We start from the raw sequence: 26,118 nt of genomic DNA, 5'->3' as shown, positions 1-26,118 counted from the left end.
GCGCTCCGGGAGCTTCCGACGCGCTCCGGGAGCTTCCGACGCGCTCCGGCGGCTTCCGACGCGCGCCGATCGGGCCGGAGGAGGGCGTCGGAAGCGTTTCGGGCCCGTCGGAAGCCTCAGCGGCGCTTCTTCTTGCGCTCGAGCAGGCTCTCCGCGAGCGAGGACGGCGGCGTGGGGCTACGGGGCACGTCGGGAGCCTTCTCGGCGGGGCCGGAGGGCGGAGGGGCGACGATCGGTGGCGTGATGTCCGCACTCATGGACGTCTGGGCGCGGGCGATCTCGGGGGCGACCTCGGGATGGGCGCGCTGCTTCGCGCCGCGCAGTGCCTCGAGGGTCGCAAGCGGCGTGGGCGCGACCGGCCTCCGCGCCGGCGCACGGAAGCGCGCGGGCACCAGGCGCTCGAGCCACGCGCGCGGCAGCACGAGCCGGCGCAGCGCGACCGAGATCAGCATCAGCCACATCGCCGCGAGCAAGAGCTCCTGCCACAGCGGCGCGTACGCCCACGCGGGCGCGGGGCGATCGACGAACACACGATCGAGATCCCCGAGGACCTGCCCGCCGGTGAGCGCGGCGATCTGCGCGAGCCGCGCGCGATCGGTGCCCTCGCCGCGCAGCTCGTCGCCGCGCGCGCGCACCAGGCCCGCGGTGCCGACGAGGCCACCGCTGCCCTCGTCGTCCGCGACCTCGCGCACGGTGACGAGGTACGAGCCGGGCGCGCTCGCGTCGAAGCGCGACTCGTAGCGACCGGGCCCGGTCTGCGCGAGCGGGACCTCGATCGAGCGTCCGCCCGGCGCCGCGACCGTCGCGACGAGCTCGAGGTAGTTGCGGTAGCGGCCGTCCTCGTCGATCGCCTCGACGCGGATCTCGCCCTCGCCGCCGCGCATCGCGAGGTGCACGCCGGCGTCGCGTCGCTCGGGCGAGCGCGCGAGGGTGCGCGCGAGCTGGCCGAACATCCGCGCGTAGCCGGGCCACGAGAGCCAGCTCCGCGCGAAGCGCGCGCCGGCGTCGGTGGCGAACACCGCGCTGCGCCCGACGCCCGCCTGCCACTCGAGCAGCAGCGGGTCCTCGCCGCGCGCGATCGCGAGCGTGCTCGAGCGCGGTCGCGCGTTGACGACGACGAAGCCGTCGAGCGCCGGCGCCGACGCGAAGTCGACGCCCTCGGTGGCCTGCGATGCGGCGCCGGGCGTCGGGCGGAACGCCTCTTCGACGACGGCGGAGCGGCTCGCGGCGATCGTCTCCTGCGTGAAGATGCGCGGGAGCTCGGTCATGTCGTCGACGATGTAGAAGCGACCGTTGCCGAGGCGCGACAGCACCTCGAGCTCGGGCGAGTCGGGGCCCGCGCCCATCGAGACGATCGACGTCGTGATCCCGGCGCGCGCGGCCTCGGTCACGAGCGCGCGGGCGCGGTTCATCTCCTCGGAGTCCGAGCCGTCGCTGAAGAGCAGGAGGTGCTTCAGCTGGGTCTGCTGCTCGCGCAGCAGCGAGTAGCTCGCCTCGAGCGCGACGTCGACGTAGATGCCGCCGCCGCCAGGCTGCGCGGCGCGGATGGGGCCGGCGAGCGCCGCCGGATTCGTCACCGACGTCATCGGAAGCGTCCACGTGACCTCGGTGTCGACGTGGGTGACCGCGACGCGATCCATCGGCGAGAGGAGCTCGGCGGAGCGCGCGGCCGCCTCGTTCGCGAGGTCGAGCTTCATCACGCCGGGCGCGACCTCGACCGTCATCGAGCCGCTCTTGTCGATCGCGATCACCATCGCGAGCGACGCGCGATCGCGACGGCGGCGCAGGTCGAACGTCGCGGGGAGCACCTCTTCGATCGGCGTGTACGCGTAGCCGCCGAGGCCGAACGCGTCGCGCACGCCGGTCATCAGGAGGCCGCCGCCCATGTCGCGCACGTACGCGCGCACGGCCTGCATCTGCTCCTGGGTGAAGGCGCGCGCGTTGAGGTCGGAGAGGACGAGGAGATCGAAGGACGCGAGCTCGCCGAGATCGACCGGCACGCCCTCACGGCCGCGCACCTCGACCTGGAGGCCGGCGCGGCGGATCGCCTCCGCGAGCGCGCCCGCTTCCTCGGGGCGATCGGAGAGCACGAGCGCGCGCGACGCGCCCGAGACGCGGAGGAACGCGCCGCCCTCGTTGTTCTCGGGCGCGCCGTCGGTGCTCGCTTCGACGGGCTCGATGAGCACGTCGTAGCGGTGCACGCCGGGGTCGCTCGCGACGTCGCGCATCGTCAGCACGTCGCCGCCGGCGCGCACGTGGGTGGTGCCCTCGGCGATCGGCGCGCCGTCGCGCGAGACGCGCACGCGGACCTCGGCGTCGTGGGTCGCGCGGGTGACGATGCGCAGCTCGATGGGCTGGCCGGGATCGGCGGCGCGCGGGAGCTGCACGCGCTCGACGGCGATCTCGGGGCGGGGCGCGCGCTCGATCGGGAGCACGTCGATCGCGATGCCGCGGCCGGCGGCGATCTGCGCGGCGGCGAGCGCGTCGCCCTGGGTCTCGACGCCGTCGCTGACGAGCACGATCCGCCCCGAGTGCTCGGCGGGGAGATCGGCGAGCGCGCGGCGGATCGCGGCCCCGAGATCGGTCGCGTCGCGCGGGATCGACGCGGTGGAGCGGGCGAGGGGAGGGCGCGGGGAGGGCACGACCTCGGTCGCGGCCTCGGCGCCGAACACGACGACGCCGGCGAGGTCGTCGGCGCGCATCGACTCGGTGGCGCGACGTGCGGCGTCGAACGCGTGCGCCGCGCCCTCGTCGCCCGGGCGATCGACGCTGCGCGAGCGATCGATCGCGAACACGACCGCGACCTGATCGAGCCGCGAGCCGAGCTCGAGCCGTGCGAGCGCGAGCGCGGCGCAGAGGGCGGCGAGCACGAGGGCGATCTGGATCGCGCGGCGGCGTGGCCCGGCGTGCGACGAGGGGAGCGAGCGCACGCGCCACGCGACGAGCAGCACGAGCGGGAGCCCGAGCGCGAGGAGCAGCGGCGCGGCGAGACGCAGGCTCACGCGGCACCTTTGCGCGTGGCCCAGACCACCTCGATCGCGAGGATCACGAGCAGCGCCGCGGCGAGCCACGGCCACGCCTCGCGCGGCTCGCGGCGCTCGCTCGCGCTCACCTCCGCGCCGCCCTCGCGCGACACGAATCGCGCGCGGGGCCGCACGTCGCTCTCCTCGCTCGAGAGCAGGTTGCGCAGCGCGTGCACGCGACGCCGGCCGACCTCCGCCTGGTACGTGCCGGGCACCGCGGGCACGTCGACGATCGCGACGCCGCCGCGCGCGGTGGCGGACGACGAGCTGCCGTCGGGCGCGCGCACGACGACGGTCTCGCCGTCGGCCGCGGGCACGCGCAACGGCTCGCCGATCGCGCCGGGCGCGATGCCGCCGGCCGCGCGACGCGCGCGCACGCGCTCGAGCAGGTTGCGCACGAACACGACGAACCCGGGACCGCGCGGCCAGTCGCTGCGATCGGGATCGAAGGCGACGATCGTGGCCTCGCCGTCGGGGCGCTCGAGCACGGCGACGATCGGGCCCGCTTCGCTGGTGACGATCGGGCGCGCGGAGGCGCCGGTGATCGGGCGCGCGGAGGCGACGCGCACGTCGCGGAACGAGACGAAGCGCAGGCGGGGATCGCCCTCGTCCCAGCTGACGATCGCCGGGCCGGTCGCCTCGGGGCCGAGCGTCACGCCGAGCGCGGCGTCGCCGGTGGGCGCGATCGCGAGCGCGTCGGCCGCGAGCCGAGCGCCGCTCGGCGGCGCGTCGGGGGTCGCGCCCGCGAAGACGAGGAGCCCATCGAGGTCGGGCGCGTCGGGATCGTCGGCGCGGCGCTGCGCGAGCGCCTCGGGGCTCGTCGCGAAGAGCTCGACGTCGCGGTCGGCGAGCAGCACGCGACGGATCGACTCGGGCGCGTCGCCGACGAGGAAGACGGGCAGACGACGCGCGCCCGGGCTCGGCGCGACGGCCACGTCGTCGAGCGAGAGCGCGTCGCCGGTGCCGTGGGTGCCTTCTTCGTCCGAGGCGAGCTCGACGCGCACCACGGCCGCGCGACCGGACGCGTCGGGCGGGAGATCCGCGAGCATCACGACGCCCTCGGCGCGATCGGGCGCGACGCGCACGCGGCGCGAGGCGACGACGCCGCGGCCTTCGACGATCGCGCTCACCCAGACCTCGGCGTCGGTCGTCCCGAAGCGCACGAGGCGCGCGAAGATCTCGGCGCGATCGGGCGACTCCTCGCTCGGCCTCGCGCGCACGTCGATCGCGACGATCGCGGTGTTCTCGCCGGCTGCGCCGACGCGCTGCACCTCGACCGGTACGCCCCCGGCCAGGACGACGTCGCCGTCGATCGCGGCGTCGGTGAGCACCACGATGCGCGAGCCCGCGCTCGCATCGCGGAGACGCTCGGCGGCGAGCGCGACCGCACCCTCGATGCCGGCGCCGCTGCCGCGGGTGCGGAGTCGATCGATCGCGCGCTCGAGGATAGAGCCGTCGCTGGTGGCGGGCGCGAGCACCGCGGCCTCGGCGCCGGCCTCGACGAGCATCATCGTGCCGCCCGGCGGCAGCGAGCGCGCGAGGGCGCGCGCCGCGCTCTTCGCGTGATCGAGGCGCGAGCGTCCGTCTGCTTCGCGCGCGGCCATCGAGGCGGAGGTGTCGACGATCACCGCGAGCCGCGCGCCCTGCGGGATCTGTCCCGCGCCCGCGGGACGCGCGAGCGCGACGGCGCCGGCGATCAGCACGAGCGCCTGGAGCAGGAGCGAGAGGTGCGGGATCAGCTTCTTCCACGGGCGCTCCGCGCGCAGATCGCGCAGCGCCTGCTCCCAGAGCAGCGTCGAGCCCACGACGCGGGCCTCGCGGCGCCGCTTGAGCACGTAGAGCAGCACCAGCGGGCCGAGCAGGCCGAGCCACGCGAGCGACGCCGGGGAGAGCAGCTCCATCACACCGCTCTGGCGGCGCCCGGTGTGCCGCGCGCGAGGTACTCGACGAGCACGTCCTCGAAGGCGCCCTCTCCGACGCGACCGTAGAAGAGACCTCGCTTCTTCGCGTAGGACTCGAGCTCGACGAGGAACGTCGCGAGCCGCTGGCGATAGGCGCGCACCGCGCGCGCGTCGAGCGAGACCTCGACCTTGCGACCGGTCTCGCTGTCGACGAGCTCGAGGTCGCCGCCCGGCGTGGGATCGAGCTCCTCGCGATCGAGCACGTGGAAGAGCACGGGCTCGTGCTTCTCGGCGATCAGGCGATCGAGCGGGCGCGTGAAGCCGCGCGGATCGAGGAAGTCGCTGAGCACGACGACGAGCCCGGGGCGCGGCGAGCGCGCGAGGAATTCGTCGACGCCGCGCGCGAGATCGGTGTCGCCCGAGGGCTCGAGCTCGTCGAGGAAGCGCAGCAGCGGGCCGACGCGCTTGCGGCCGCGCGACGCGGGCAACGGGCGCGACAGGCGCGCGGCGAACGGCATGACCGCGACGCGCTCGCTGCCCGAGAGCCCGACGTAGCCGAGGCCCGCGGCGAGGCGCTTCGCGACGTCGATCTTGCGGGGCGCGCCGAGCCCCATCGACGCGCTCGTGTCGACGAGCAGGTAGAGCGAGAGGTCCTCTTCGGCCACGAAGAGGCGCAGCACGAGCTCCTCGAGGCGCGCGTACGCGTTCCAGTCGATGCGACGCACGTCGTCGCCGGGGAAGTACGGGCGGTGCTCGGCGAACTCCGCGGACGATCCGCGGTTCCTCGAGCGGCGCGCGCCCGAGGTCGCGCCCGCGAAGCGACGCCGCACCGCGAGGCGCAGGCGCGCGAGGCGGCGCAGGAACTCGGGCTCGAGCAGCGAGCTGCTCACGCGGCGTCTCCACGATCGGGATCGACCGTCGTGGTCTCGGCCGTCGGCGCGAACGCGTCCGGGGCGGTCGCGTCGGCGGGCGCGCTGGGCGGCGCGAGCGGGGGCGTGCTCGCGCGTGCCGCGCGCTCCGCTTCGCTGCGCGCGACGAGGCGCTGCTTGCGCTCCTGCATCGCCTTGCGTGCCGCGACCCCGCGCGCCTCGACCGCGATCCACGCCGCGATCGCGAGCAGCCCGTAGCCGACGGCGGGCACGAGCGCGCGCGTGGCCTCCCAGAGCGGCATGTCGTGCTCGAGCCCGATGTCGAACGCGAGGATCGTCGGGAGGAGCGGCGAGAGCATCAGCGGCGCGGGGATCTCGCGGTTGAGGCGCGAGAGCGCGTCGTCGTCGATCACGAGCGTCATCAGGAACGGCAGCAGCACCGCGGCCGAGAGCAGCGCGAGCGTGAGCACGCGCGCCGCGAGCCCGTTGCGCAGCACGAGGCGCAGCCACGCCGAGACCGCCGCCGCGAACATGCCGACCGCCGCGTTGCCGACCGCCAGCGCGAGCAGCGCCGCGTCCGCCACGGCGTGCTCGCCCCACGCCGGATCGCGCAGCCAGCGCACGCCCGAGACGACCACCGGCACGACCGCGGCGCTCGCGATCACCGCGAGGAACGTGAAGCGCAACGTGGGGCCCGCGCCCGGTCCGATCGGCGCGAGGACGCGCCGCAGGAGCGAGGGCGTGCCGGTCGCGCGCGGCGGGAGCGGCGGCTCGTTCGCGAAGAGGAGCGCGACGAACGTCACGAGCAGCCCCGAGACGAGCGCGAGCGCGATGCCGGCCTCCGCGCAGTCGCGCGTCGTGCTCGGGCCCGCGACGATGCACGCGGCGAGCACGCCCGCGCCGCCGATCGCGGGCACGCACCAGATCTTGAGCGGCGTCGAGCGATCCTCGGCCGCGGGCTGCACCCCGGCGACCGCCGACGCGAGGAAGAACCACAGCGGCATGCCGAGCGCGTAGAGAGGGCCCATCACGAGGAACGCGAACCCGTCCCACGTGGCGAAGCGCTCGGGCAGCGCTTCCGCGAACCAGAACGGGCCGTCGAACGGCGTGCTCCACGCGCCGTGCGCGATCTCGCCGAGCGCGACGGTCAGCGGCCACACGAAGAACGAGTGCGCGCCCACGTAGACGAAGAACGCGAGGACGATCGCGAGCCACAGCGACTCGACGCGCGCGCTGATCGCGATGCCGAACGCGACCGCGGGCGCGAGCGCGATCAGCACGTACGCGAACCCGGCGAGCACGGAGAGCGGCGAGATGCCGCCGAAGAGGAACGCGAGGCCGACCACCGGCGACGCGGCGATCACGCAGAGCACGACCGCCGCGTACGACGCGAGGAACTTGCCCCACACGATGCGCGAGGGGCTCATCCCGCTGAGGATCAGCGACTCGAACGTGCCCGAGCGCTTCTCGCCGGTGATCGTGGTCGCCGCGTAGGCGGGCGCGACCATCGAGAGCACGACGCTCAGCAGCGAGAAGAAGACGTGGAAGACCTCTTGTCCCACCTCGGCGGGCGCGCGCTCGCCCGCGTTGACCGCGCCCCACGTCAGCACGAGCAGCGCGACGAGCCCCGCGGTCAGGTAGAGGAAGCGGATGAACATCGCGGTGCGGAACGTCGCGCGCAGCTCCTTGAGGAGGATCGGGTTGGGATCCTCGAAGGGCTTCGCGAGCCACGCCTTGATGCGGTCGCGCGGCGAGCGCGGAGGCGGCTGCGCGCCGGGCGCGTGACCGAACGCGCCGCTCGTGCGCTCGTGCGTCTCTGCAGCGGCGCTCACTGCAGCTCTCCCTTCGTGACCTCGAGGAAGATGCGCTCGAGATCGTTCTGATCGGGCTCGACTCGGAGCAGGCGCAGCTTCTGGGAGACACAGTGATCGACGAGATCGGCGAGCGTCTCGTCGCTGCCTCGGTACTGCACCTTGTACGCGCCGTCGGGATCGCGCTCGACCGAGAGCACCTCGGGGCCGCGCGCGAGGATCGCCTCGACGTCGGCGGGCGGTGCGAGCACGCGGATCTTCACGGCGCGCTCGGGCTTGAGCGTGCGACCGATCGCGTCGACCGAGCCACCCGCGAGGAGCCGGCCCTTCTCGAGGATCGCCACCGACGTGCACATGTCGGAGAGCTCCGTGAGGATGTGGCTCGAGAGCAGGATCGTCTTGCCGAGCGAGCGCAGCTCCTCGATCAGCTCGCGCATCTCGATGCGCGCGCGCGGATCGAGCCCGTTCGCGGGCTCGTCGAGGATCAGCACCTTCGGGTCGTGCAGCAGCATGCGCGCGATGCCGAGGCGCTGGCGCATGCCCTTGCTCATCGTCTGCACGAGGCGATCGCGCAGCGGGCCGAGGTCGGTCAGCTCCATCACCGCGCTCACGGTGCGCTCGCGCGCGCCGAGCCCGATGCCGTGCGCGGCCGCGAAGAACTCGAGGTACTCGACGACCGTGATGCGGTCGTAGACGCCGAACGCGTCGGGCATGAAGCCGAGCACCTTGCGCACCTCGGCGGGCGCCTCGACCACGTCGATGCCGTCGACGAGCACGCGCCCGTCGTCGGGCTCGAGCAGCGTCGCCATCATCCGGATCGTCGTGGTCTTGCCGGCGCCGTTGGGCCCGATGAACCCGAAGATCTCGCCCGCGGGCACGTGCATCGAGAGGTCGCGCAGGACCTGCATCGATCCGAACCAGTGGCTCACGTGCTCGACGCGGATCACGGCACACCTCCGTCGGGGCTCGCGGCGTTGGTCGGCGGTGGGAGCAGCTCGGTCGGCGTCTCTCCGGTCGGCTCGCCCCACACCGAGCCGTCGGTGGTCGGCGGCGCGGCGCGGCCGAGCAGGTCGTAGCGCGGCCTCGGGTGCAGGAGCACGAAGCGCAGATCGCGCTCCGCGCCGAACGAGGGCTCGCTCTCGACCGTGGGCTCGGGATCGAGGCGCGCCCAGAGCAGAGGCTCGCTCGGCGACGGGCTCGGCCCGCCGATGAGGCGCAGCACGCCACGCACGTAGCGCGCGTCGTCCTCCTCGAGGCCGAGCTGTCGCGCGATGTCGCGCGGCGTGGGGTTGTCCTCTTCGTCGAAGCCGAAGCCGCTCGAGAGCACCGTCGCCGCGCTCGCGGGGATCGGGCGCGTCGTGCCGGCTTCGACGTCGCCGATCGCGTAGACGCGCGACTCGTCGACGATGAACGCGGCGCGCAGCGGCTGCTGCGACTCGTTCGTGATCGAGACGAGCCGATCGCCCTCGTACGCGAAGCGGATCGGCCCGCCGAGATCGACGACGCGATCGTCGCGGAGGAAGATCGTCTCCCAGAGCCCGCCGCGCATCGACGTGAGGCGAGGGCGCTCGCCGGAGTGGTCGTAGACGAGCCCGTCGTCACCGCCGCCCGACGCGAGGCGCATCGTGCGGCCTCCCTCGCGCGTCGCGACCTCGATGGTCGACGGCGCAGTGAGGAAGTAGCCCGCGTAGGCGCGCGTCGGCGCGAGCGCGTCGCCCTCGACGGCCTCGACGATCTCGACGCGCCGGTAGCGCATCGTGACGCCCTTTCCGAGATAGCCGACGACGAGCATCACCGTGGCGCAGCCGATCGCGAGGATCGGCGTGCTCACGAGCGCGAGCGTCGGTCGGTTGCGCTGCAGCACGAAGCGGAAGTTCAGCGGACCGACGACGATCACGTAGAGGAAGAGCACGATGCCGACGAGGCCGAGCGCGGGGCGGTAGCCCTCGTTGGGATCGAGCGCGGCGCGCAGTCGCGCGAGGCTGGGACGACCGTCCCACCACGTCTGCTCGAGCGAGTCGACGCCGCGACCGAGCGTGAAGCGCGTCGACGCGGGATCACGCAGCGCGCGCTGCGCGATCGAGCGCAGGAGCTCGCGCAGCTCGGGGCGATCCACGTGCGGCGGCGCGCTCGCGTCGTACGCCGTGAGGTACACCGCGCCGGCGCCCACGCGATCGGCGCACCCGAAGCGCTCGGTGACGCCGCGCGCGCACTCGAGCGCGGGGAGCGAGCCCGGCGTGAAGTCGCCCGGGGCGAGGCGCTGCGTCTCGGAGAATCGCACCGCGCCGAAGGTCTCGCGGACGAGCGGCGTCGCGAGATCGCCCTCGCTGCGCGGGAAGATCACGAGGTGCCCGCCGGCGTGCACCCAGCGGCGGACCGCGTCGAGCTCGCGATCCGAGAGGCGCGTCAGCATCGGCGCCTGCGCGGCGAGCACCGCGACCGTCGAGTAGCCGAGCGCGTCGTCGGGCACGATGGGATCGCCCGTCGTGGCGTCGATCGTGATCGTGCCGATCGGCACCTGCACGGCGCGCTCGGCGCCGGTCGCAGCGCCGTAGTAGCCGGGGTTCTCGTCGGGCACCGAGGCTTGGAGATCGAGCAGCGTCGCGCGCAGGCGCGGAGGATCGGCGAGCACCACCAGGCTGCGCCCCGAGGGCGCGTAGGCAGAGCTCATCGACGTGCTCCCGAGCAGCGCGTCACCGACCTCGTAGCGCGCTTCGATCTGCGTGCCCGAGCCGTTCACGAAGAACGTCACGAGCGTGCGGCGTTGCTCGGCGGGCGGCAGATCGAGCGGCACGACGTGGCGATCCGGAGACTGGTTCCACTGGCTGGTGCGGACGAGCACGCGACCGCGGAACGTCTCGCGCGTCAGGTTGCGCACCGTCACCGCGACGGTCGCGTAGCCGTCGCCGATCAGCGCTTCGTTGCCGAGCACGCCCTCGACGCGCACCTCGACGGGCGGCGGCGGCTCCTGCGCGCGCGCCGGCGTCGCGAGCGACGCGACGATCGCCAGGAGCGCGGCGACGAGCTGCGTCGCGTGGTTCGAAGGGATCGAGAACGATCTCGAAACGATCGTCATCAGCCCTCGATCCGCTGCACGGCGGCGGGCATCTCGGGGACCTCTTCGAGGATCTTGCCGAGGATCGCGTCGGCGCCGAGGCCCTCCGCTTCGGCCTCGAAGCCGGGGATGATGCGGTGGCGCAGCGCGGGGAGGATCACGCGGCGGAGGTCGCTGAACGCGACGTGCGCGCGGCCCTCCATCAGCGCGCGCACCTTCGCGGCGAGCAGCAGCGCCTGTCCGCCGCGCACGCCGCCGCCGTACCGGAGGAGCTTGCGCGCGCTCGGTGCGGCGACGGGCAGCGAGGGATCCGTAGCGCGGAGCAGCCGCGCGACCCAGCGCGTGATCGGCTCGGCGACGTGCACCTCGCGCACGAGCTTGCGCATCGCGAGGATGCCGGGCCCGTCGATCACACGCGGCACCGCGCCTTCGATCGTGCCGGTGGTGCGATCGAGGATGCCGACGAGCGTGTCCTCGTCGGGCGCGGGCACGTAGATCTTGAAGAGGAAGCGATCGAGCTGCGCTTCGGGGAGCGGGTAGGTGCCCTCCATCTCGATCGGGTTCTCGGTGGCGAGCACGACGAAGGGCTCTTCGAGCGCGTGTCGCGTGCCCGCGATCGTCACGCTGCGCTCGGCCATCGCCTCGAGCAGCGCGCTCTGCGTCTTGGGCGTCGCGCGGTTGATCTCGTCGGCGAGGACGAGCTGTCCGAAGATCGGCCCGCGCGAGAGCTCGAAGCGCTTGCGGCCTCGCTCGTCCTCGACGACGACGTTGGTCCCGACGATGTCGCCGGGCATGAGATCGGGCGTGAACTGGATGCGCGAGAAGCGCAGGTCCATCGCCTCGGAGAGCGTGCGGACGAGCAGCGTCTTGCCGAGCCCGGGCGCGCCTTCGAGCAGCGCGTGGCCGCCGGCGAAGAGGCAGACGAGCACCTCGTCGACGACCTCGGCCTGACCGACGACGACCTGCGCGACCGCGTCCTTGAGGCGCGCCACGACCGTCGCGAACTGTTCGAGCCTCGTGTCCGTCATTCAACGCTCTCCGTCGAAGTACTCGCGCACGTGATCGCGATAGTCCTCGGGGATCGGGAGGCGCTCGATCGCGCCTTGCTCGCCGGTCGCCACGTCGCGGCCGGTCGCGCTCCCCTCGCTCGAAGCGGGCGCGTCCATGCCCTCGGGGTCGATCCACTCGACCGTGCTGCGCGAAGGCGCGCCGGCCCCGACGCGAGGTCGGACGCGCGCGAGCGGCCCGCCTTCGGCGCCGAGATCGCGCGTCGAGCCGCTCGAGCCGGCATGTCCGCCGCCCGCTCCGGGCCCACCACCGCCCGTCCCGTTCCCCCCGGCGGTCCCCGACCCCGAGCCGCTCCCGCTCCCGCTCCCCGACCCGCTCCCCGAGCCGCTCCCGCTCCCCGAGCCGCTCCCGCTCCCCGACCCGCTCCCGGATCCTCCGGAGCCGCTCCCGCTGCCCTGTCCCGCCCCCGAGCCGTTCCCGCTCCCCTGTCCCGCCCCGGACCCGGATCCGGCCCCCGTCGGCATCCCGCTCTCACCGAGCTGCATCTGCAGCTCGTCGAGGTGCTCGAGCGCGTCGCGCAGCGCGCGCTCCATCTCCTCGGCGGTCATCGGCTGCCCGCTCTGCTCGCCCTGCTGTCCGCTGCGCGCCTGGCTCGGCGCGACCGGCGCGCGCCGCATCGCATCCGCGAGACGCTGTCGCTCCTCGGCGCTGAGCCGGCTCCACGCGTCGCGCATCGCGTCGACCATCTCGCGGTTCAGCTCGCTCCCTTCGCCGTCGCGCTCCAGCCGCTCGAGCGCGCGACCGAGCCCCTCGAGCTCCGGCATCGCCTCCATCAGCTCGCGCGCCAGCTGTGCCTGCTCCGCGCGCCGCTGCAGGAGATCCTCGCGCTCGAGCAGCGACCCCGCGAGCTCCTCGTCACCGGCGCGCCGCGCCGCGTCGGCCGCTTCGCGCAGCGCCTCTCTCGCGCGCTCACGATCCTCCGCCTCGCGCCGCGACGCGGCGCGCTCCACCGCGCGATCGAGCGCCTCGAGATCGCGCTCCTGCACCGCGCGCTGCATCTCGTCCTCGCCCTGCATGGCCTCCGACGCGGCGTCCTGCGCGCGTCGTTGCTCCGCGGTCGGGCGCGGTCGCGCCGCTTCGACCGCGAGACGCACGCCCTCGAGCCGATCGAGCGCCTCGCGCCGCTCCAGCCCCTGCTCGAGATCGCGACGCAGCTCGCGCGCACGACGCGCGGCCTCGTCGAGCTGACGACGCTGCTCGGGCTCGCGCGCCTGCTCCGGCAGTCGCTCGATGCGCCGCAGCGTCTCCGTCTCGTCGGTCTGCACGACGTCGGTGCCCGGCGCGCGCACCGGCGTGCGCGGCGGGGGCACCATGAACGCCGCGAGGAACGTCGCGCACGCCATCGGCAGCGCCCACGCGTCCCCTCGCGCGATGCGCGGCCGCACGTCGCGACGCGACGCGCGCGCGAGCGTCTCGCTCCCCTTCACCACCGTCGGCGCGAGCGCGGGCGGCGCGTCCGCGCCGATCTCCCACGCCGTGATCACGGCGGCGTCCGCGTCGAGCTTGCGATCGATCCACGTGACGACGTCGGCATCGCTCGGCCGCGCGCGGCGCGCGCGCACGAGCCCGACGATCGGCGCGAGCCCCAGCAGCGCGAGCAGCGGCCAGCGCGGCAGCGCCGGCGCGACCAGCGCGATCGCGAGCGCGCCGGTGCCGAGCACCGCGGACCACAGCACGAGCTCCGCGAGCATCGCGCGTAGCACGAGCGCGCGGCGGACCTCCGCGAGCAGCTGGGGCAACCGGCTCATGGGCGCGAGCTCGAACCTCCTCGGTACGGACAGCGATTCCACGACCGATGAGACGCACGGCCGCGGAGAAATCGTGGCTGGATCATGGCAGCGATCGCGAGCCCCACGAACGCGAACGGCAGCCCGGAGGCTGCCGTCGTCGTGTCACGAGGCGCGATCGCCTCGAATCAGAACGAGACGTTGCGGAGGCGCCAGAAGAACGTGCCGTTGTCGGCCTGGACGCGGATGCCGGGGCAGCCCGCGGTGTCGAGACCGCTCAGCTGGGTGACCGTGGTGCGCTGGCCGACGTACTGGGCCATGTCCGCCGCCCAGTTCGTGTCCGCCGTCACCATGCCGCCCTGACCGTCGCTGCCGGTCCACGGCGTGTGCATGCCGAGCACGACGCTCGAGCCGACCGCGACCGGCCCGTAGACCGGCACTGCCATGCCGCAGTCCTGCGGGACCAGCGCGCCCATCGCGCCCGCGACGCCGGGGATCGCGCCGATGCCCGGGATCACGCCGCCGCCGCCGAGCGACGCCGCCGTGACGGTCGCGAGCTCGGTGAAGCCGATCGTGTACGCCGCGCCGCCCGCGCTCGCGCTGTACGTGCCGACCCAGACGCGGTGCTGACCGGGGCCGAACGGTCCGGCGACGACCGGGTTGAGCCCGTCGCTGTCGTCGTTGCACGCGAAGCTGCCGTCGGCGCGCTGCACGACGAGCGTGGTGTCGCTGGACGAGCTCACGACGATGCGCAGGTTCGCGAACTGGCCGGTCGCGTTGACGATGTGGTTCGGCTGCGCGGCGATGAAGCCGCGGCAGTCGGGGCTCATCGTGCTCGCGGCGACGGGGCCGCCCGCCATGCCGGTCGCGGTCGAGGGATCGGGCATGAAGCCCGGTCCGATCGTCACCAGGCCTCCGCCCACGCCAGGCGGCGGCGTCGGCGGAGCCGTGCCGGTCGTGCCCACGCCCGGCGGGGCCGTGCCCGTGCCGGCGCCCGGCAGGCCGGGGATTCCGCTGCCGCCGAAGCAGCACCCCGCGAGGCCCAGCGCGAGCATGGCCTGCACGATCGATCGCTTGAGCATGTGCTTCGCTCCTTCTTCTCGGTTCACTCGTCCGGATCCCCCGCTCCGCGCGTCCACCTGCGAAGCGTGCTGAGAGTACGCCAACCGCTCGCGGATCTCGCGCAGGTTTTTTCCGCGTCGAGCGCAGGCCGAAACGACGCGCTGCGCGAGAGATCGCGGTGCGGACGAGCTTCAGCGCGTCTCGGGCAGGCTCTCGATCGCGACCGTGCTCAGCGACGACTGCGTCGTCACCGCGAGCGTGTACGGCGTGCCCGCCGCGTCCTCGCCGTACGTGCCGACGAACACGCGATGGCGGCCCGCCGGGAACGCGCCCTCGACGATCGGGTCGAGGCCCTCGGTGTCGTCGTTGCAGAGCACGCGACCCTCGGCGAGCTGCACGACGAGCGTCGCGTCGCCCTGCATGTGGACGAGCACGCGCAGGCTCGGCACGGGCGCGTCGACCTTGAGCAAGAAGCTCGGCGCGCTCGACACGTAGCCGCGGCAGTCGGGCGAGATCGACTCCGCGGGCAGCGGTCCTCCTGCCTGCCCGCGTCGGATGATCGGATCGGGGCGGAAGCCGGGCGCGATCGTGAGGATCTCGCCCTCCGCGGCCGGCGTCGGCGTCGAGGTCGCGGAGACGTCGGGCGCGGTCGCGCCGGCGCTCGGAGGCGGTCCGTTGAGCGCGCCCTCCGACGGCACGATGGGGCCCGTCGCGACCGGCGCGAGCGAGCTCGAGCCGGACGGCGTGGTCGACGTGCTCGTCGTGCTCGACGCGCCGCCGCACGCCGCGAGCACGAAGAGCGCGAGCCCTGCGGTCGCACGTCGCATCGAGCCGATCCTACGGCGCTGCCGCGCCGCTCTCCCCGCTCGCACCCGGCGCCGCAGGAGTGCCCTCCGCGGGCGCCGTGCCCTCCGCGGGCGCCGTGCCCTCCGCGGGCGCCGTGCCTTCGGCGGGCGTGCCTTCCGGCGTCTCGCCCTCGGCCGGCGCGGCCGCTCCACCACCGCCACCGGGCTCGCGCCCGCCGAGCCGGCGCACGTGACGCACCAGCGCCTGCACACCCGCCGGCGTCAAGCGATCGCCGAACGCCGGCATGAACCCACCGCGACCGAGCAGGATGGCCTGCGCGATCTCGCCGTCGGTGCGCTGCTCCTGCCACGACGCGCTCGCGAGATCGGGGATCTGCGCGACCGGAGGACGTCCGGGGCCGTCGCCGTGACCTGCCTCGCCGTGGCAGCTCGCGCAGAGCGAGCTGAACAGCGCCGTCGCGGCGCGTCGCTCCGCCTGCTCGGGATCCTGCTGCTCCGCCTCTTCCGGCGGCGCCGCGCGCGTGTCGCCGTCCGCGCCCTCGCGTCCCGACGGCACCTGGTGATCCGAGGGCTGCCACTCGCGCAGCTCGCGCTCCGGCTCACCGCACGCGGCGACGAGCACGAGGGCCAGGACGAGCGGATGGGCGCGCACGCCCGAGGCATAGGCGGCGCCCTCGGCGCGGGCAAGCTGGGTTAGGCTCGGGTCGTTGACGACGCTCGTCCTCGCCGTCGGTCCGATCGCGCTCGACGCGGAAGGAGAACGCGTCCGTGCGGGCCTCGCCGCCGCGCTCGGTCGCGCGCTCCAGATCGAGGTCGAGGTCCGCCCCGCGCTCACGTATCGCGAGCTCCTCGGGTGGGTCGGTCGCCGCGAGGTGCAGCTCGCCTGGCTCGGTCCTGCGCTCTTCGTGCAGGCCCATGCGCGCTTCGGCGTCGAGCCGCTGGTGCGCATGGAGCGCGAGGGGCGCGCGTCGTTCCGCGGCGCGCTCTTCGTACGCGAAGACGCCGGCATCACGACGCCCGAGCAGCTCGCGGGCAAGCGGGTGGCGTGGGTCGATCCCGACTCGTGCGCGGGGTTCCTCTTCCCGCGGATCGCGCTCGCGCAGCGCGGTCTCGATCCCGATCGGCTCTTCGCCGACATGCGCATCCTCGGCAGCCACGGCGCGGTGGTCGCGGCGGTCGCCTCGCGGCAGGTCGACGCCGGCGCGACGTTCGTCGAGCACGCCTCGCCCGACGATCCCACCACGCCGATCGCGCGCGCCGGGTGGAGCGGGGCGGACGTCCCGATGCGCGCGGTGCTCACGAGCGATCCGATCCCCGGCGACGTGATCGCGGCCACGCGCGTGCTCGACGAGCGGTGGCGCGCACGCATCGTCGACGTGCTCGAGTCGCTCGACCGCGAGCCCGACGGCGCGACCGCGATGCGCTCGTTGTTCCAGGCCGCGCGGCTGGTGCGCGCGACGAGCGACGACTACGCGCCGGTGCGCGACGCGCTGCGCGCCGCGGGCGTGAAGATCTGAGGCTCGACCGGCGCCACGTGTGGCGCTGGGATCGCGTCGGAGTACGCTCGCGCACCATGCGCACCTGGGGCTTCCGCATCCTCCGCGCGACGTTCATGGCGATCGTCGCCTGGCTCCTCTACCAGGTGCTCGATCACTACGATCGCGCGTGGCTCTTCGTGCCGATCGCGATCGGCGTGCTCGCGCTCTGGCTCGCGGAGCAGGCGCGCCGCGCGTGGACGCGCAAGAAGAAGGAAGCGGACTGGGATCGCTGGGAGAGCGCGGTGGTCGATGCGTCGCTGCGCCCGCGCGCGATCATCGAGGTGAAGCAGGCGCTCGCGCGCTCGCAGCGCCTCGGGCCGCGACTGCGTCAGGAGCAGGCGCACCTCTCGGTGGTGCTCGCGGAGCTGCTCGACGCGAGCGGTCGCCCCGAAGAGGGCGCGCGTGTCCTCGCGCGCGTGGACCTCGACGCGCTCTCGCCGTCGCAGGCGGTCGTGGTGCGGCACACGAAGATCGCGTCGTACCTCTCGGCGGGCATGATCGACGACGCGCAGGCCGCGCTCGCGGTGCGCGGCAAGGCGAGCGACGAGCCCGACATGGAGGCGCGTCTCGATCTGCTCGGCGGGATGATCGCGGTCGAGCGCGGCGAGCTCGACGATGCCCTGAAGATCGCGACCGACGTCGAGGCGCGGCTCGAGGACGCCTCGGTCAAGGCGGAGGCGCGCGTGCTGCGTGCGGCGGCGCTGGATGCGAGAGGTGATCACGAGGGCGCGATCACCACGCTGCGCACGCTCGACGACGCGACGCTGTTGTCGCTGGAGATGCTCGGCTTCCGCCGCGTGCGCGGCCTCGCTGCCGAGGCGCGCGCACCGATCGCGGGAGCGAGCGAGGATCAGCCGGGCGAGAGGTAGACCGCGATCCCGAAGAGCGCCGGGATCAGCACCGAGAAGAGCACCATCCCGATCATGAAGCCCGCGTCGTCGTTCTTCTGCTGCTGCGCCATCTCGACCTTCGCCTCCGTGGAAGAGCGGGCGCGAGCCTAAGGGCGAAGTCCGCTCGCGTCGAGCCCACACGTCGGTGTGGGGAGGAGCCGAGGCGTGTCCGCCCGGCGACCGCGTCGTGGCCGGGCAGCCACGCGCGCCGCGCGCCGTCCACGATGTTCCCGGCCGGAGGGCGCAGGCGCGCCGGTTGCCATCGTAGCCTCGCTCATGGCGACCTCCGCGCCCTCGTCCGAGCCTCCTCCGTCCCCAGGCCCGTACCGCACGCCCGCGGGACCCACTGCGCCGAGCCCGCGACGCGTCCCCGTCGTGGTCCTGGTCGCGGGTGTGCTCCTCGTGCTCGGCGTGATCATCGCGCTGATCCCGAGCGGCAGCCGGCGCTCCGCGACGCTCCGGGACGCGCCGTGGCAGGCGCTCGACGGCATCTCGCAGTTCCCGCCGCCCGAGCCGGAGGTCCCGCCCGCGACGCCGCTGGCGCCGCTCTTGGTCGCCGACGCGCCCGACGCGCTCGCGATCCTCTCGCCGCGTGAAGGCGCGACGCGCGTGGAGCGCGGCGAGACGCTGCTCGTGCGCTTCAACCGCCCGATGGTGCGCGGCTCCGAGGTCGGTCGTGCGCTCGAGCATGCGCCCGTCTCGTTCGAGCCCGCGGTCGCGGGCAGCTGGCGATGGGCGACGCGCAGCAGCCTGCTGTTCACGCCCGCGGTGACGGCGTTCGATCGCAACGTCGAGGCCTCGCTCGTCGTCGAGGAGGAGCTCGCCTCGCTCGACGGCGACGCGCTCTACGACGACACGCCGCGCGTCATCGTGTTCGACGGATCGCCGCGCCTCGTCGGGCACCAGCCGAGCGTCGCGGAGGGCGAGCCGCTCGCGCTCACGTTCGACGCGCAGGTCTCGGCCGCGGAGCTCGCGCAGGAGATCTTCGCGTGGGAGGTCGAAGGCCGACGTCCGATCCCGCTGCGCATCACCGCGGGCGGCTTCGAGCCCACGACGGCCGAGGACGCGCCGCAGCGCTTCCGCGTCGATCTCGCGCTCGGTCGTCCGCTCGAGGCGGGCGCGCAGATCGCGGTCGCGCTCGCGCCGCGCTGGAGCGGCTACGGAGGGTCGTACCCGCGCGTCGTGCAGTTCGCCCTCGCGCCGCGCCCGCGCTTCACCGGGATCGGCTGCGAGGAGAGCCGCTGGGGCACCGCGCGCTGCACGTTCACCGAGGATCCCGGGCAGATCGTCGACATCGGGCCGGCGCTGCGGCTGCTCGCGAGCGAGCGTCTCGCCGCGCTCTCGCCGAGCGACGTGCGCGTGGCGCCCGCGCTGCGCGACGTCGACGTGCGCGTCGAGGGGCAGGGCGCGGAGCAGGGGCGCGTCGTCGCGATCCGCGGCGAGTGGGAGCCCGATCAGGTCTACGAGGTGCGCCTCGGCGCGGTGCAGACCGAGGGCGGAGATCGCGTGGTGCCGCTCGCGCCGCTCGCGGTGCGGAGCGCGGGTCACCCGCCCACCGTGCAGGCGCCGGGCGGCACGCTCGTGTACGAGCAGGACGCGCCGATCGCGCTGCACGTGCGCGGCATCCACGTCGACGAGGGACGCGCGCTCGTGCGCACCGTGCCCGAGGGGCGCGAGGTCGACGCGCTCGTGTCCCCCGCGTCGTTCGTCGCGGCGGAGCCGATCGAGATCGCGCTCCCGACGATCCTCCCGGACGCACGCGCGAACCGCTGGGGGCGCGGCACGCTCGACGCGCGCGACGCGAGCGGCGGCGCGCACATGATGGTGGTCGCGTTCCAGCCTGGCGCGCGCGGGACGGCGTCGGATCTGCAGGCGGCGTTCGTGCAGTCGACCGATCTCGGCGTCACCGCGGAGGCGCTCGATCGCGGCGTGCTCGTGTGGGTGAGCTCGATCGCGCGCGCGACGGCGATCGAGGGCGCGCGCGTCGAGCTGCGGAACGTCTCGGGCGGGCTCGTCGCGGAGGCGACGACCGACGCGAACGGCGCGGCGTGGGTGCGCAGCGATGGGCGGCGCGGATCGACGATCCAGTGGAGCCCGCTCGCGGAGACCACGATGATCGTGGTGCGCGCGGCCGGTGATCGCGCGGTGCTGCAGCTCGATCCGCGGCGCGGCGTGGGGCCTGGCGCGCTCGGGGTTCCGCAGAGCGGTGGCGCGCCCGACGAGGACGAGGGCGTGGTGCGCGCGACGGTGATCGCGGATCGCGGTGCGTACCGCCCGGGCGAGCCGATGTCGGTGCTCGCGATCGCGCGCCGCATGGAGGGTGCGAGCGCGACCCCGCCGAGCGATCGCCCGGTTCGGTTCCGGCTGATGGGCGGCAGCGAGACGCCGATCGCCGAGGCGAGCACGCGGCTCGAGCGTGGCCAGGCCGACGCGAGCTGGACGCTGCCCGAGGGCGTGATGCTCGGAACGCATCGACTCGAGCTGATCGATACCCAGGGGGCATCGCTCGGATCGACGAACGTCACGATCGCCGAGTTCCGCCAGCCGCGCTTCAGTGTCGATCTCGCGGCGCCGAGCGGCGACGTGCACGGCGGTGACGCGCTCTCGATCGCGGCGACCGCGCGCTACCTCTTCGGCGCGCCGCTCGAGGGCGCGACGATGCGGTGGTCGATCGCGCGCGAGGGCGTGGCGCCGGTGCCGGTGCGGTGGAGCGAGTACGCGTTCGGTCCGGCGTCGGGCGCGGCGCGGGCGGGCACGCTGGCGGAGGGCGAAGCGACGCTCGATCGCGAGGGCGCGGCGACGCTCGGCGCGGAGGTCTCGCTCGCGTCGCCGGTGCGCACGCGCTTGCGCGTCGAGGCCGAGGTCACGGACGCGACGGGACAGACCACGAGCGCGTCGCGCTCGATCGTCGCGTACCCGGCGAGCTTCGAGGTCGGCGTGCGGCGGCCGCGCTCGTGGGTCGGCCTCGGGAGCGAGCTCGCGATCGACGCGATCGCGATCGATCACGCGGGCGAGCCGGTCGCGGCGCGCGCGATCGAGGCGCGCTTCGTGCGCGAGGGCTGGCACGGCTGGTGGGAGTGGCACGACGGCGCGGAGCAGGAGGACGAGGGCGCGTACCAGCTGCGCCGCGGTCAGCGTCGCGACGTCGCGCACACGTGCGATCTCGAGAGCGCGCTCGAGCCGGTGCGCTGCGCGTTCACGCCGGCGCGCGCCGGTACGTACGTGCTCGAGGTCGAGGGACGCGACGAGGCCGGGCGCACGACGCTCGCGCAGACGCGCGTGTACGTCGCGGGGCCCGACGAGCACCCGGATCGTGATCCGCCGGGCGCGCCGATCGCGCTCACGCCGGCGCGCGAGGAGTGGAGCGTCGGCGAGGAGGCGGAGCTCGCGTTCGAGTCGCCCTGGGAGGGCGCGGAGGCGCTGATCGCGGTGCACCACGGCTCGCTGCTCTCGTTGGAGCGTCGTCGCGTCGGCGCGGGTGGTCAGGTGGTGCGCGTGGCGCTCACCGACGCGATGGTGCCGAACGTGTTCGTGACGGTCGCGCTCGTTCGTCCGCGCACGGGTGAGCCGGGCGAACGCATCGATCTCAACGCGCCCGATCTGCGGTTCGGGAGCGCGAGCGTGCGCGTTCGTCCGCGCACGTCGCGGCTCGAGGTCGCGATCGAGACCGAGGGCGCGGCGCGCCCCGGCACGCGCATGCCGATCGCGGTGCACGTGCGCGACGAAGAGGGACACGACGTGCGCGGCGCGCGCGTCGCGCTGTGGGCCGTCGACGAGGGCACGCTGCGCCTCACCGGGTACCAGACGCCCGACGCGACGGGCGGGCTCTTCGTCGAGCGCGGCGCGGCGTTCGCGCTCGAGGATCTGCGTCGCGCGCTGGTCTCGCGGATCGATCCGTCGATCGAAGCGGAGGCGAGCGGCGACGGTGGGTACGCGGAGGGCGCGATGGATCTCGAGGAGCGCGAGCGCTTCGATCCGACGCCGCTCTGGGCGCCGCGGCTCGTCACCGGTGCGGATGGAGTCGCGCGCGCCGAGCTCGAGCTGCCGGCGCGCCCGACCGAGTACCGCGTGATGGCGATCGCGATCGACGACGGCTTGCGTCGCGGGCGTGCGTCGGCGTGGGTCGTCGCGGAGCAGCCGCTCGTCGTGCGCGCCGCGTTCCCGCGCTTCGCGACCGAGGGCGATCGCTTCGAGGCGGTCGCGTTCGTGCACAACGCGGGGGAGCGCGAGATCACCGCGCAGGTACGGTTCCACGTCGGCGGGGAGGCGCGCGAGGCGCGCACGATCACGATCGCCGCGGGCGGCGAGGCGCGGGTGAGCGAGCCGATCGCGGCGACGAGCGTCGGCGTGATGCCGCTCCGGGTCGAGGCGAGCGCGAGCGTCGACCGCGAGCCCGTCGCGCACGAGGACGGCGCGCGCGTCCCGGTCGTGCCCGCTGCGCGATGGGTGCGTCGTCGCGCGGTCGTCGGTGGCAGCGGCGAGCGCGCGCTCGATCTCGCGTTCGGGCAGAGCCCGCGCGGCGAGCTGCGCGTCGCGGTCGCGTCGCATCCGTTCGTCGGGCTCGACGGCGCGCTCGACGCGCTGGACGAGAGCGGGTGGGGCGGCACCGAGGTCGAGGCGTCGCGCTTGCTCGCGATCGCGAGCTACCTGCGCATGTCGGAGGGGCTGCGTCGCGGCGGTCGGGACGAGGCGGAGCTGCGATCGCGGGCGGCGCGCGCGATCGACGCGATCATGCGCACGCGCACCATCGACGGAGGGTTCGCGCGATGGAGCGCCGACGAGGGCACTCAGCCGCACGAGACGGTGCTCGCGCTGCGCGCGCTGATCGAGGCGCAGCGCGCGGGGCTGCGCGTCCCCGAGGGCGTGCGCGAGGCCGGGCTGCGCCGTGTCGAGCAGCTCGTCGAGATGGGCGCGTTCGGTGAGACGTACGGGCGAGCGGGCCAGGAGAGCTGGGCGCTCGCGCTGCGCCTGCTGGGCGAAGCGGGCACGCGCGGTGGGCCGCTCGACGCGCTCTACGAGCAGCGCGAATTCGCGTCGCCGGCGTCGCTCGCGTGGCTCGCGCTCGCGCTGCCCGAGGGCAATCGTCGTCGCGAGACGGCGCTCGCGCTCGCCGTGCACCGGCTCTTCCCGGAGCTCGAGATCGCAGGGCTCGAGTCGAGCGCACGGTCGAACGCGGGCGCGCCGCGCGCGGTGTACGTCGAGCACGACGTCGCGGCGATCGCCGCGGTGCTCGAGGCCGCGTCGATCGTCGACGGCGGAGAGCAGTGGATCCGCGAGCTCGCGACGGAGCTGCTGCGGATCGGCGGCGCGCGACAGGACGGGCTCGGCGCGCCGACGGACGTCGCGGCCGCGATGGCCGCGCTCTCCGCGTGCGCGCAGCGCTTCGGGCGCGAGGGTGATCCGCTCGACGCATCGCTCGTGATCGGCGATGGCGCGATCGAGGCGCGCGTGCGCGGCGACGAGGGCGCTCTCTTCGACGTGCCGTGGTCGCGGGTGCAGGGCGCGCGCCGGCTGCTCGCGCGCGGTGGGGGCGCGGAGGATCCGATCTTCGTCGCGCTCGATGCGCGGTGGGCGGTGCCGATCGGCGAGGCGGACGACGTCGCGCGCGGTCGCGCGGTCGCGCTCCATCGTGTGCTCGAGACCGCGGCGGGCACGCCGATCGAGCCGGGCGCGCGCATCCCGCTCGGCACGATGATCCGGGTGCGGCTCTTCGTGCACGTGGAGAACGGAACGTCGGATCGCGTCGCGGTGCGCGATCCGCTCGGCGCCGGGCTCGAGAGCGTCGACGCGGGGCTGCGCACGACGCCGCACGCGTCGCTCATGGCGCTGCTCGGCGCGAGCCCCGACGACGACGCGACCGACGCGCGCGGGTTCCACGCGATGCGCACGCTCTCGTACGTCGAGCACCGGCGCTTCGACGTGCACGCGACGACCTTCTATCTGTCGTCGCTGCCGCCGGGGCTGCACGAGCTGACGTACGCGGTGCGCGCGACCACGCCGGGCGAGTTCGTCGTGCCGCCCGCGTCGGTCGAGGCCCTGCGCGACGATGCGTTCGTGGGGCGGAGCACCGCGCTTCGCGTGATCGTCGAATGAAGGCAGCACGGTGGCGCATCGCGCGGCGTGGGCTCGCGCTCGCCGTCGGGCTCGCGCTCGCCGCGTGGATCGGACTGCCCGATCCGCTGATCGAGACCTCGCGCTTCCTGCACTACGAGGACTCGGTCGAGATCGCGGATCGTCACGGCGCGCCGCTGCGCTTCGCGCGCAGCGGCGCGTCCGATCGCCGCTGGGTCCCGCTCGCGTCGATGTCGCGCGACCTGATCGACGCGGTCGTCGCCGTCGAGGATCAGCGCTTCTGGGAGCACGAGGGCGTCGACGTGCGGGGCACGTTCCGCGCGCTCGTCTTCAACTTCGTGCCTGGCTACCGCTGGAGCGGCGCGTCGACGATCACGCAGCAGCTCGTGAAGCTCGTGTACGGAAGGCCGCACGGCGTCGCGTCGAAGGGCGTCGAGATCGCGCGGGCGCTCGCGCTCGAGCGCACGTTCTCGAAGGACGAGATCCTCGAGCAGTACCTGAACCGTCTGCCTTACGGGAACGGCATCGAGGGCGTGGAGCGCGCGAGCCAGGCGTACTTCGGGCACTCGGCGTCGGAGCTCACGCTGTCCGAGGCGGCGCTGCTCGCGGGGATCCCGCAGGCGCCGAGCGCGACCGAGCCGCGCCGTCATCTGCCGCGCGCGATGCGACGCCGCGCGCTCGTGCTCTCGCGGCTCGAGGCGCTCGGGCTGCGGAGCGCCGAGGAGATCGCGGCTGCGCGCGCCGACGAAGTGCGGGTCGTGCCGACGCCACCGCGGCCCTGGCGCGCTGCGCGGTTCGTCGACGTCGTGCAGCGCGAGCGCGCGCGCGGCGCGCTGATCGCGCGCGGAGGATCGCTGCGCACGTCGCTCGATCTCGCGCTCCAGGATCGTGCGGAGCAGCTGCTCGAGGCCCGGGTGCGCGAGCTCGCCCCGCGCGGCGTGGAGAACGGCGCCGCGATCGTGATCGCGAACGCGAGCGGCGAGGTGCTCGCCTACGTCGGCGCGGCGCGCCGCGGCCACGACGCGCCCGGCGGAGCGCTCGATCTCCTGCGCGCGCCGCGTCAGCCCGGCTCGACCCTGAAGCCGTTCGTCTACGGCTTGCTCTTCGAGCGCGGCGGCACCGCGGCGAGCGTGCTCGACGACGTCGCGACGCCGATGACCGGACGCGCCGGCGTGCTCTACGCGCCGCGCGACTACGACGGGACCGAGCGCGGCCCGGTGCGCGCGCGGGTCGCGCTCTCGTCGTCGCTCAACCTCGCGGCGCTCGATGCCGCGCGGCGCGTGGGCCCCGATCGCGTGCTCGCGCGGCTCGAGGCGCTCGGCGTGCGTGACGTGCCGAGCGTCGAGGAGGTGGGCGCGGCGGCGGTGCTCGGCGGTGTCGACGTGCGCGCGGTCGAGCTCGCGGAGGCGTACGTGGCGCTCGCGCGTGGCGGCACGCGCGTCCCGCTGCGCTGCGTCCCCGGTGCGATCGAAGAGGGCACCGAGGTCATGCCCGCGGACGCAGCCGCGATCGTGCGCGACATCCTCGCCGACGGCCGCGCCCGCGCGCAGGCGTTCGGCTCCGATCTGCACGTCGAGTCGGAGGGCCTCGAGATCGCGCTGAAGACCGGCACCTCGACGGGCTTCCGCGACGCGTGGGCCGCCGTGTTCGACGATCGCGTGACCGTGCTCGTGTGGCTCGGCGATCCCGACGGCGGCGCCACGCGCGCGGTGTCGGGCTTCGAAGGCGCGGCTCCGGTCGCGGCGCGTCTCTTCGCGGCCGCGCACGCGCGCGTCGCGTCGCTCGGCGCGACGGTCGAGACGAGCGTGCGCGAGGACGTCGCGCTCCAGCACGCGTCGATCTGCGCGCACACCGGGCTCCTCGCGGGCGCGCGGTGCCACGCCGTCGTGACCGAGCGCTTCACCGCGGGCACCACGCCCACGCGCACCTGCGATGCGCACGCGGAGGACGGCGCGCTCCTGCTCCCGCCGCGCTACGCCGAGTGGATCGCGCGCGTGCGTCCCGCCGACGTCCGCGTCCGAACGAGCGAGGGCTCCACGCTCGTGACGGCGCCGGTGGTCGTTCATCCGCGCGCGGGCGCGCGAATGCTCGCCGATCCACGCCGTGGCGAGACCCGCATCCCGCTGCGCGCGACCATCGCGGGCGCGCTCGCCGACGACGTCGAGTGGGAGATCGACGGCGCGGTCTGGCGCGAGCCCACGTGGCCGCTGCGCCCTGGCGAGCATCGCTTCGTCGCGCGTGCCCGGGGGCTCCGCAGCGACGAAGCGCGCATCACCGTCGAGTGATCAGCGACACC

At 74.6% G+C, this 26,118-nt stretch carries 15 protein-coding genes; 4 read left to right on the top strand and 11 right to left on the bottom strand.

What is annotated here, in order from left to right; genetic code table 11:
- Positions 1–116: 116 nt before the first annotated feature.
- From DB32_RS23610 to DB32_RS23560, 11 genes are all read right to left on the bottom strand, one after another.
- Complete coding sequence (locus DB32_RS23610) at positions 117–3,002, bottom strand: VWA domain-containing protein (RefSeq protein ID WP_053234902.1); 2,886 nt, start codon at positions 3,000–3,002, stop codon at positions 117–119.
- A complete protein-coding gene (locus tag DB32_RS23605) occupies positions 2,999–4,924 on the bottom strand; it encodes a vWA domain-containing protein (protein WP_053234901.1) in 1,926 nt (641 codons plus the stop codon). Before DB32_RS23605 ends, DB32_RS23610 begins: the two co-directional genes overlap by 4 nt.
- Entirely contained in the window at positions 4,924–5,814 is an 891-nt protein-coding gene (locus tag DB32_RS48475) for a DUF58 domain-containing protein (RefSeq protein ID WP_053234900.1), read from the bottom strand. The genes DB32_RS23605 and DB32_RS48475 overlap by 1 nt, the downstream gene beginning before the upstream one ends.
- Positions 5,811–7,625 (bottom strand): ABC transporter permease, encoded by a 1,815-nt coding sequence (locus tag DB32_RS23595; protein WP_053234899.1) that lies wholly within the window; start codon positions 7,623–7,625, stop codon positions 5,811–5,813. The genes DB32_RS48475 and DB32_RS23595 overlap by 4 nt, the downstream gene beginning before the upstream one ends.
- The gene (locus DB32_RS23590) at positions 7,622–8,551 is read right to left on the bottom strand and encodes an ABC transporter ATP-binding protein (RefSeq protein ID WP_053234898.1); all 930 of its coding nucleotides are present in this window, start codon (positions 8,549–8,551) and stop codon (positions 7,622–7,624) included. The genes DB32_RS23595 and DB32_RS23590 overlap by 4 nt, the downstream gene beginning before the upstream one ends.
- A complete protein-coding gene (locus tag DB32_RS23585) occupies positions 8,548–10,680 on the bottom strand; it encodes a hypothetical protein (protein WP_053234897.1) in 2,133 nt (710 codons plus the stop codon). The genes DB32_RS23590 and DB32_RS23585 overlap by 4 nt, the downstream gene beginning before the upstream one ends.
- Positions 10,680–11,687 carry an AAA family ATPase gene (locus tag DB32_RS23580; protein WP_053234896.1) on the bottom strand — a complete coding sequence of 336 codons (1,008 nt, stop codon included), beginning with the start codon at positions 11,685–11,687 and terminating at the stop codon, positions 10,680–10,682. Before DB32_RS23580 ends, DB32_RS23585 begins: the two co-directional genes overlap by 1 nt.
- Entirely contained in the window at positions 11,688–13,475 is a 1,788-nt protein-coding gene (locus tag DB32_RS48470; protein ID WP_169791531.1) for a hypothetical protein, read from the bottom strand. It lies immediately after the preceding gene.
- Between the two features lie 167 nt (positions 13,476–13,642).
- Positions 13,643–14,536 carry a hypothetical protein gene (locus tag DB32_RS23570; protein WP_157069323.1) on the bottom strand — a complete coding sequence of 298 codons (894 nt, stop codon included), beginning with the start codon at positions 14,534–14,536 and terminating at the stop codon, positions 13,643–13,645.
- 171 nt (positions 14,537–14,707) lie between these two features.
- Positions 14,708–15,343: a hypothetical protein gene (locus DB32_RS23565; RefSeq protein WP_053234893.1), complete on the bottom strand. Its 636-nt coding sequence runs from the start codon at positions 15,341–15,343 to the stop codon at positions 14,708–14,710.
- Positions 15,344–15,353: 10 nt separating this feature from the next.
- The gene (locus tag DB32_RS23560; protein WP_053234892.1) at positions 15,354–15,974 is read right to left on the bottom strand and encodes a c-type cytochrome; all 621 of its coding nucleotides are present in this window, start codon (positions 15,972–15,974) and stop codon (positions 15,354–15,356) included.
- Positions 15,975–16,029: 55 nt separating this feature from the next.
- Between DB32_RS23560 and DB32_RS23555 the strand changes: the two genes are divergently transcribed.
- The 4 genes from DB32_RS23555 (at position 16,030) to DB32_RS23540 (ending at position 26,107) form a co-directional block, all read left to right on the top strand.
- Entirely contained in the window at positions 16,030–16,839 is an 810-nt protein-coding gene (locus DB32_RS23555; protein ID WP_053234891.1) for a phosphate/phosphite/phosphonate ABC transporter substrate-binding protein, read from the top strand.
- A gap of 56 nt (positions 16,840–16,895) precedes the next feature.
- A complete protein-coding gene (locus DB32_RS23550) occupies positions 16,896–17,729 on the top strand; it encodes a hypothetical protein (RefSeq protein WP_053234890.1) in 834 nt (277 codons plus the stop codon).
- Positions 17,730–18,125: 396 nt separating this feature from the next.
- A complete protein-coding gene (locus DB32_RS23545) occupies positions 18,126–23,843 on the top strand; it encodes an alpha-2-macroglobulin family protein (RefSeq protein WP_053234889.1) in 5,718 nt (1,905 codons plus the stop codon).
- Positions 23,840–26,107: a transglycosylase domain-containing protein gene (locus DB32_RS23540; RefSeq protein WP_053234888.1), complete on the top strand. Its 2,268-nt coding sequence runs from the start codon at positions 23,840–23,842 to the stop codon at positions 26,105–26,107. The genes DB32_RS23545 and DB32_RS23540 overlap by 4 nt, the downstream gene beginning before the upstream one ends.
- Positions 26,108–26,118 lie beyond the last annotated feature (11 nt).

This window comes from Sandaracinus amylolyticus, from assembly GCF_000737325.1.
Classification (GTDB): Bacteria; Myxococcota_A; Polyangia; order Polyangiales; family Sandaracinaceae; genus Sandaracinus; species Sandaracinus amylolyticus.
Note: the sequence above shows the minus strand (reverse complement) of the source record. Positions and strands in the feature narration are given on the sequence as shown.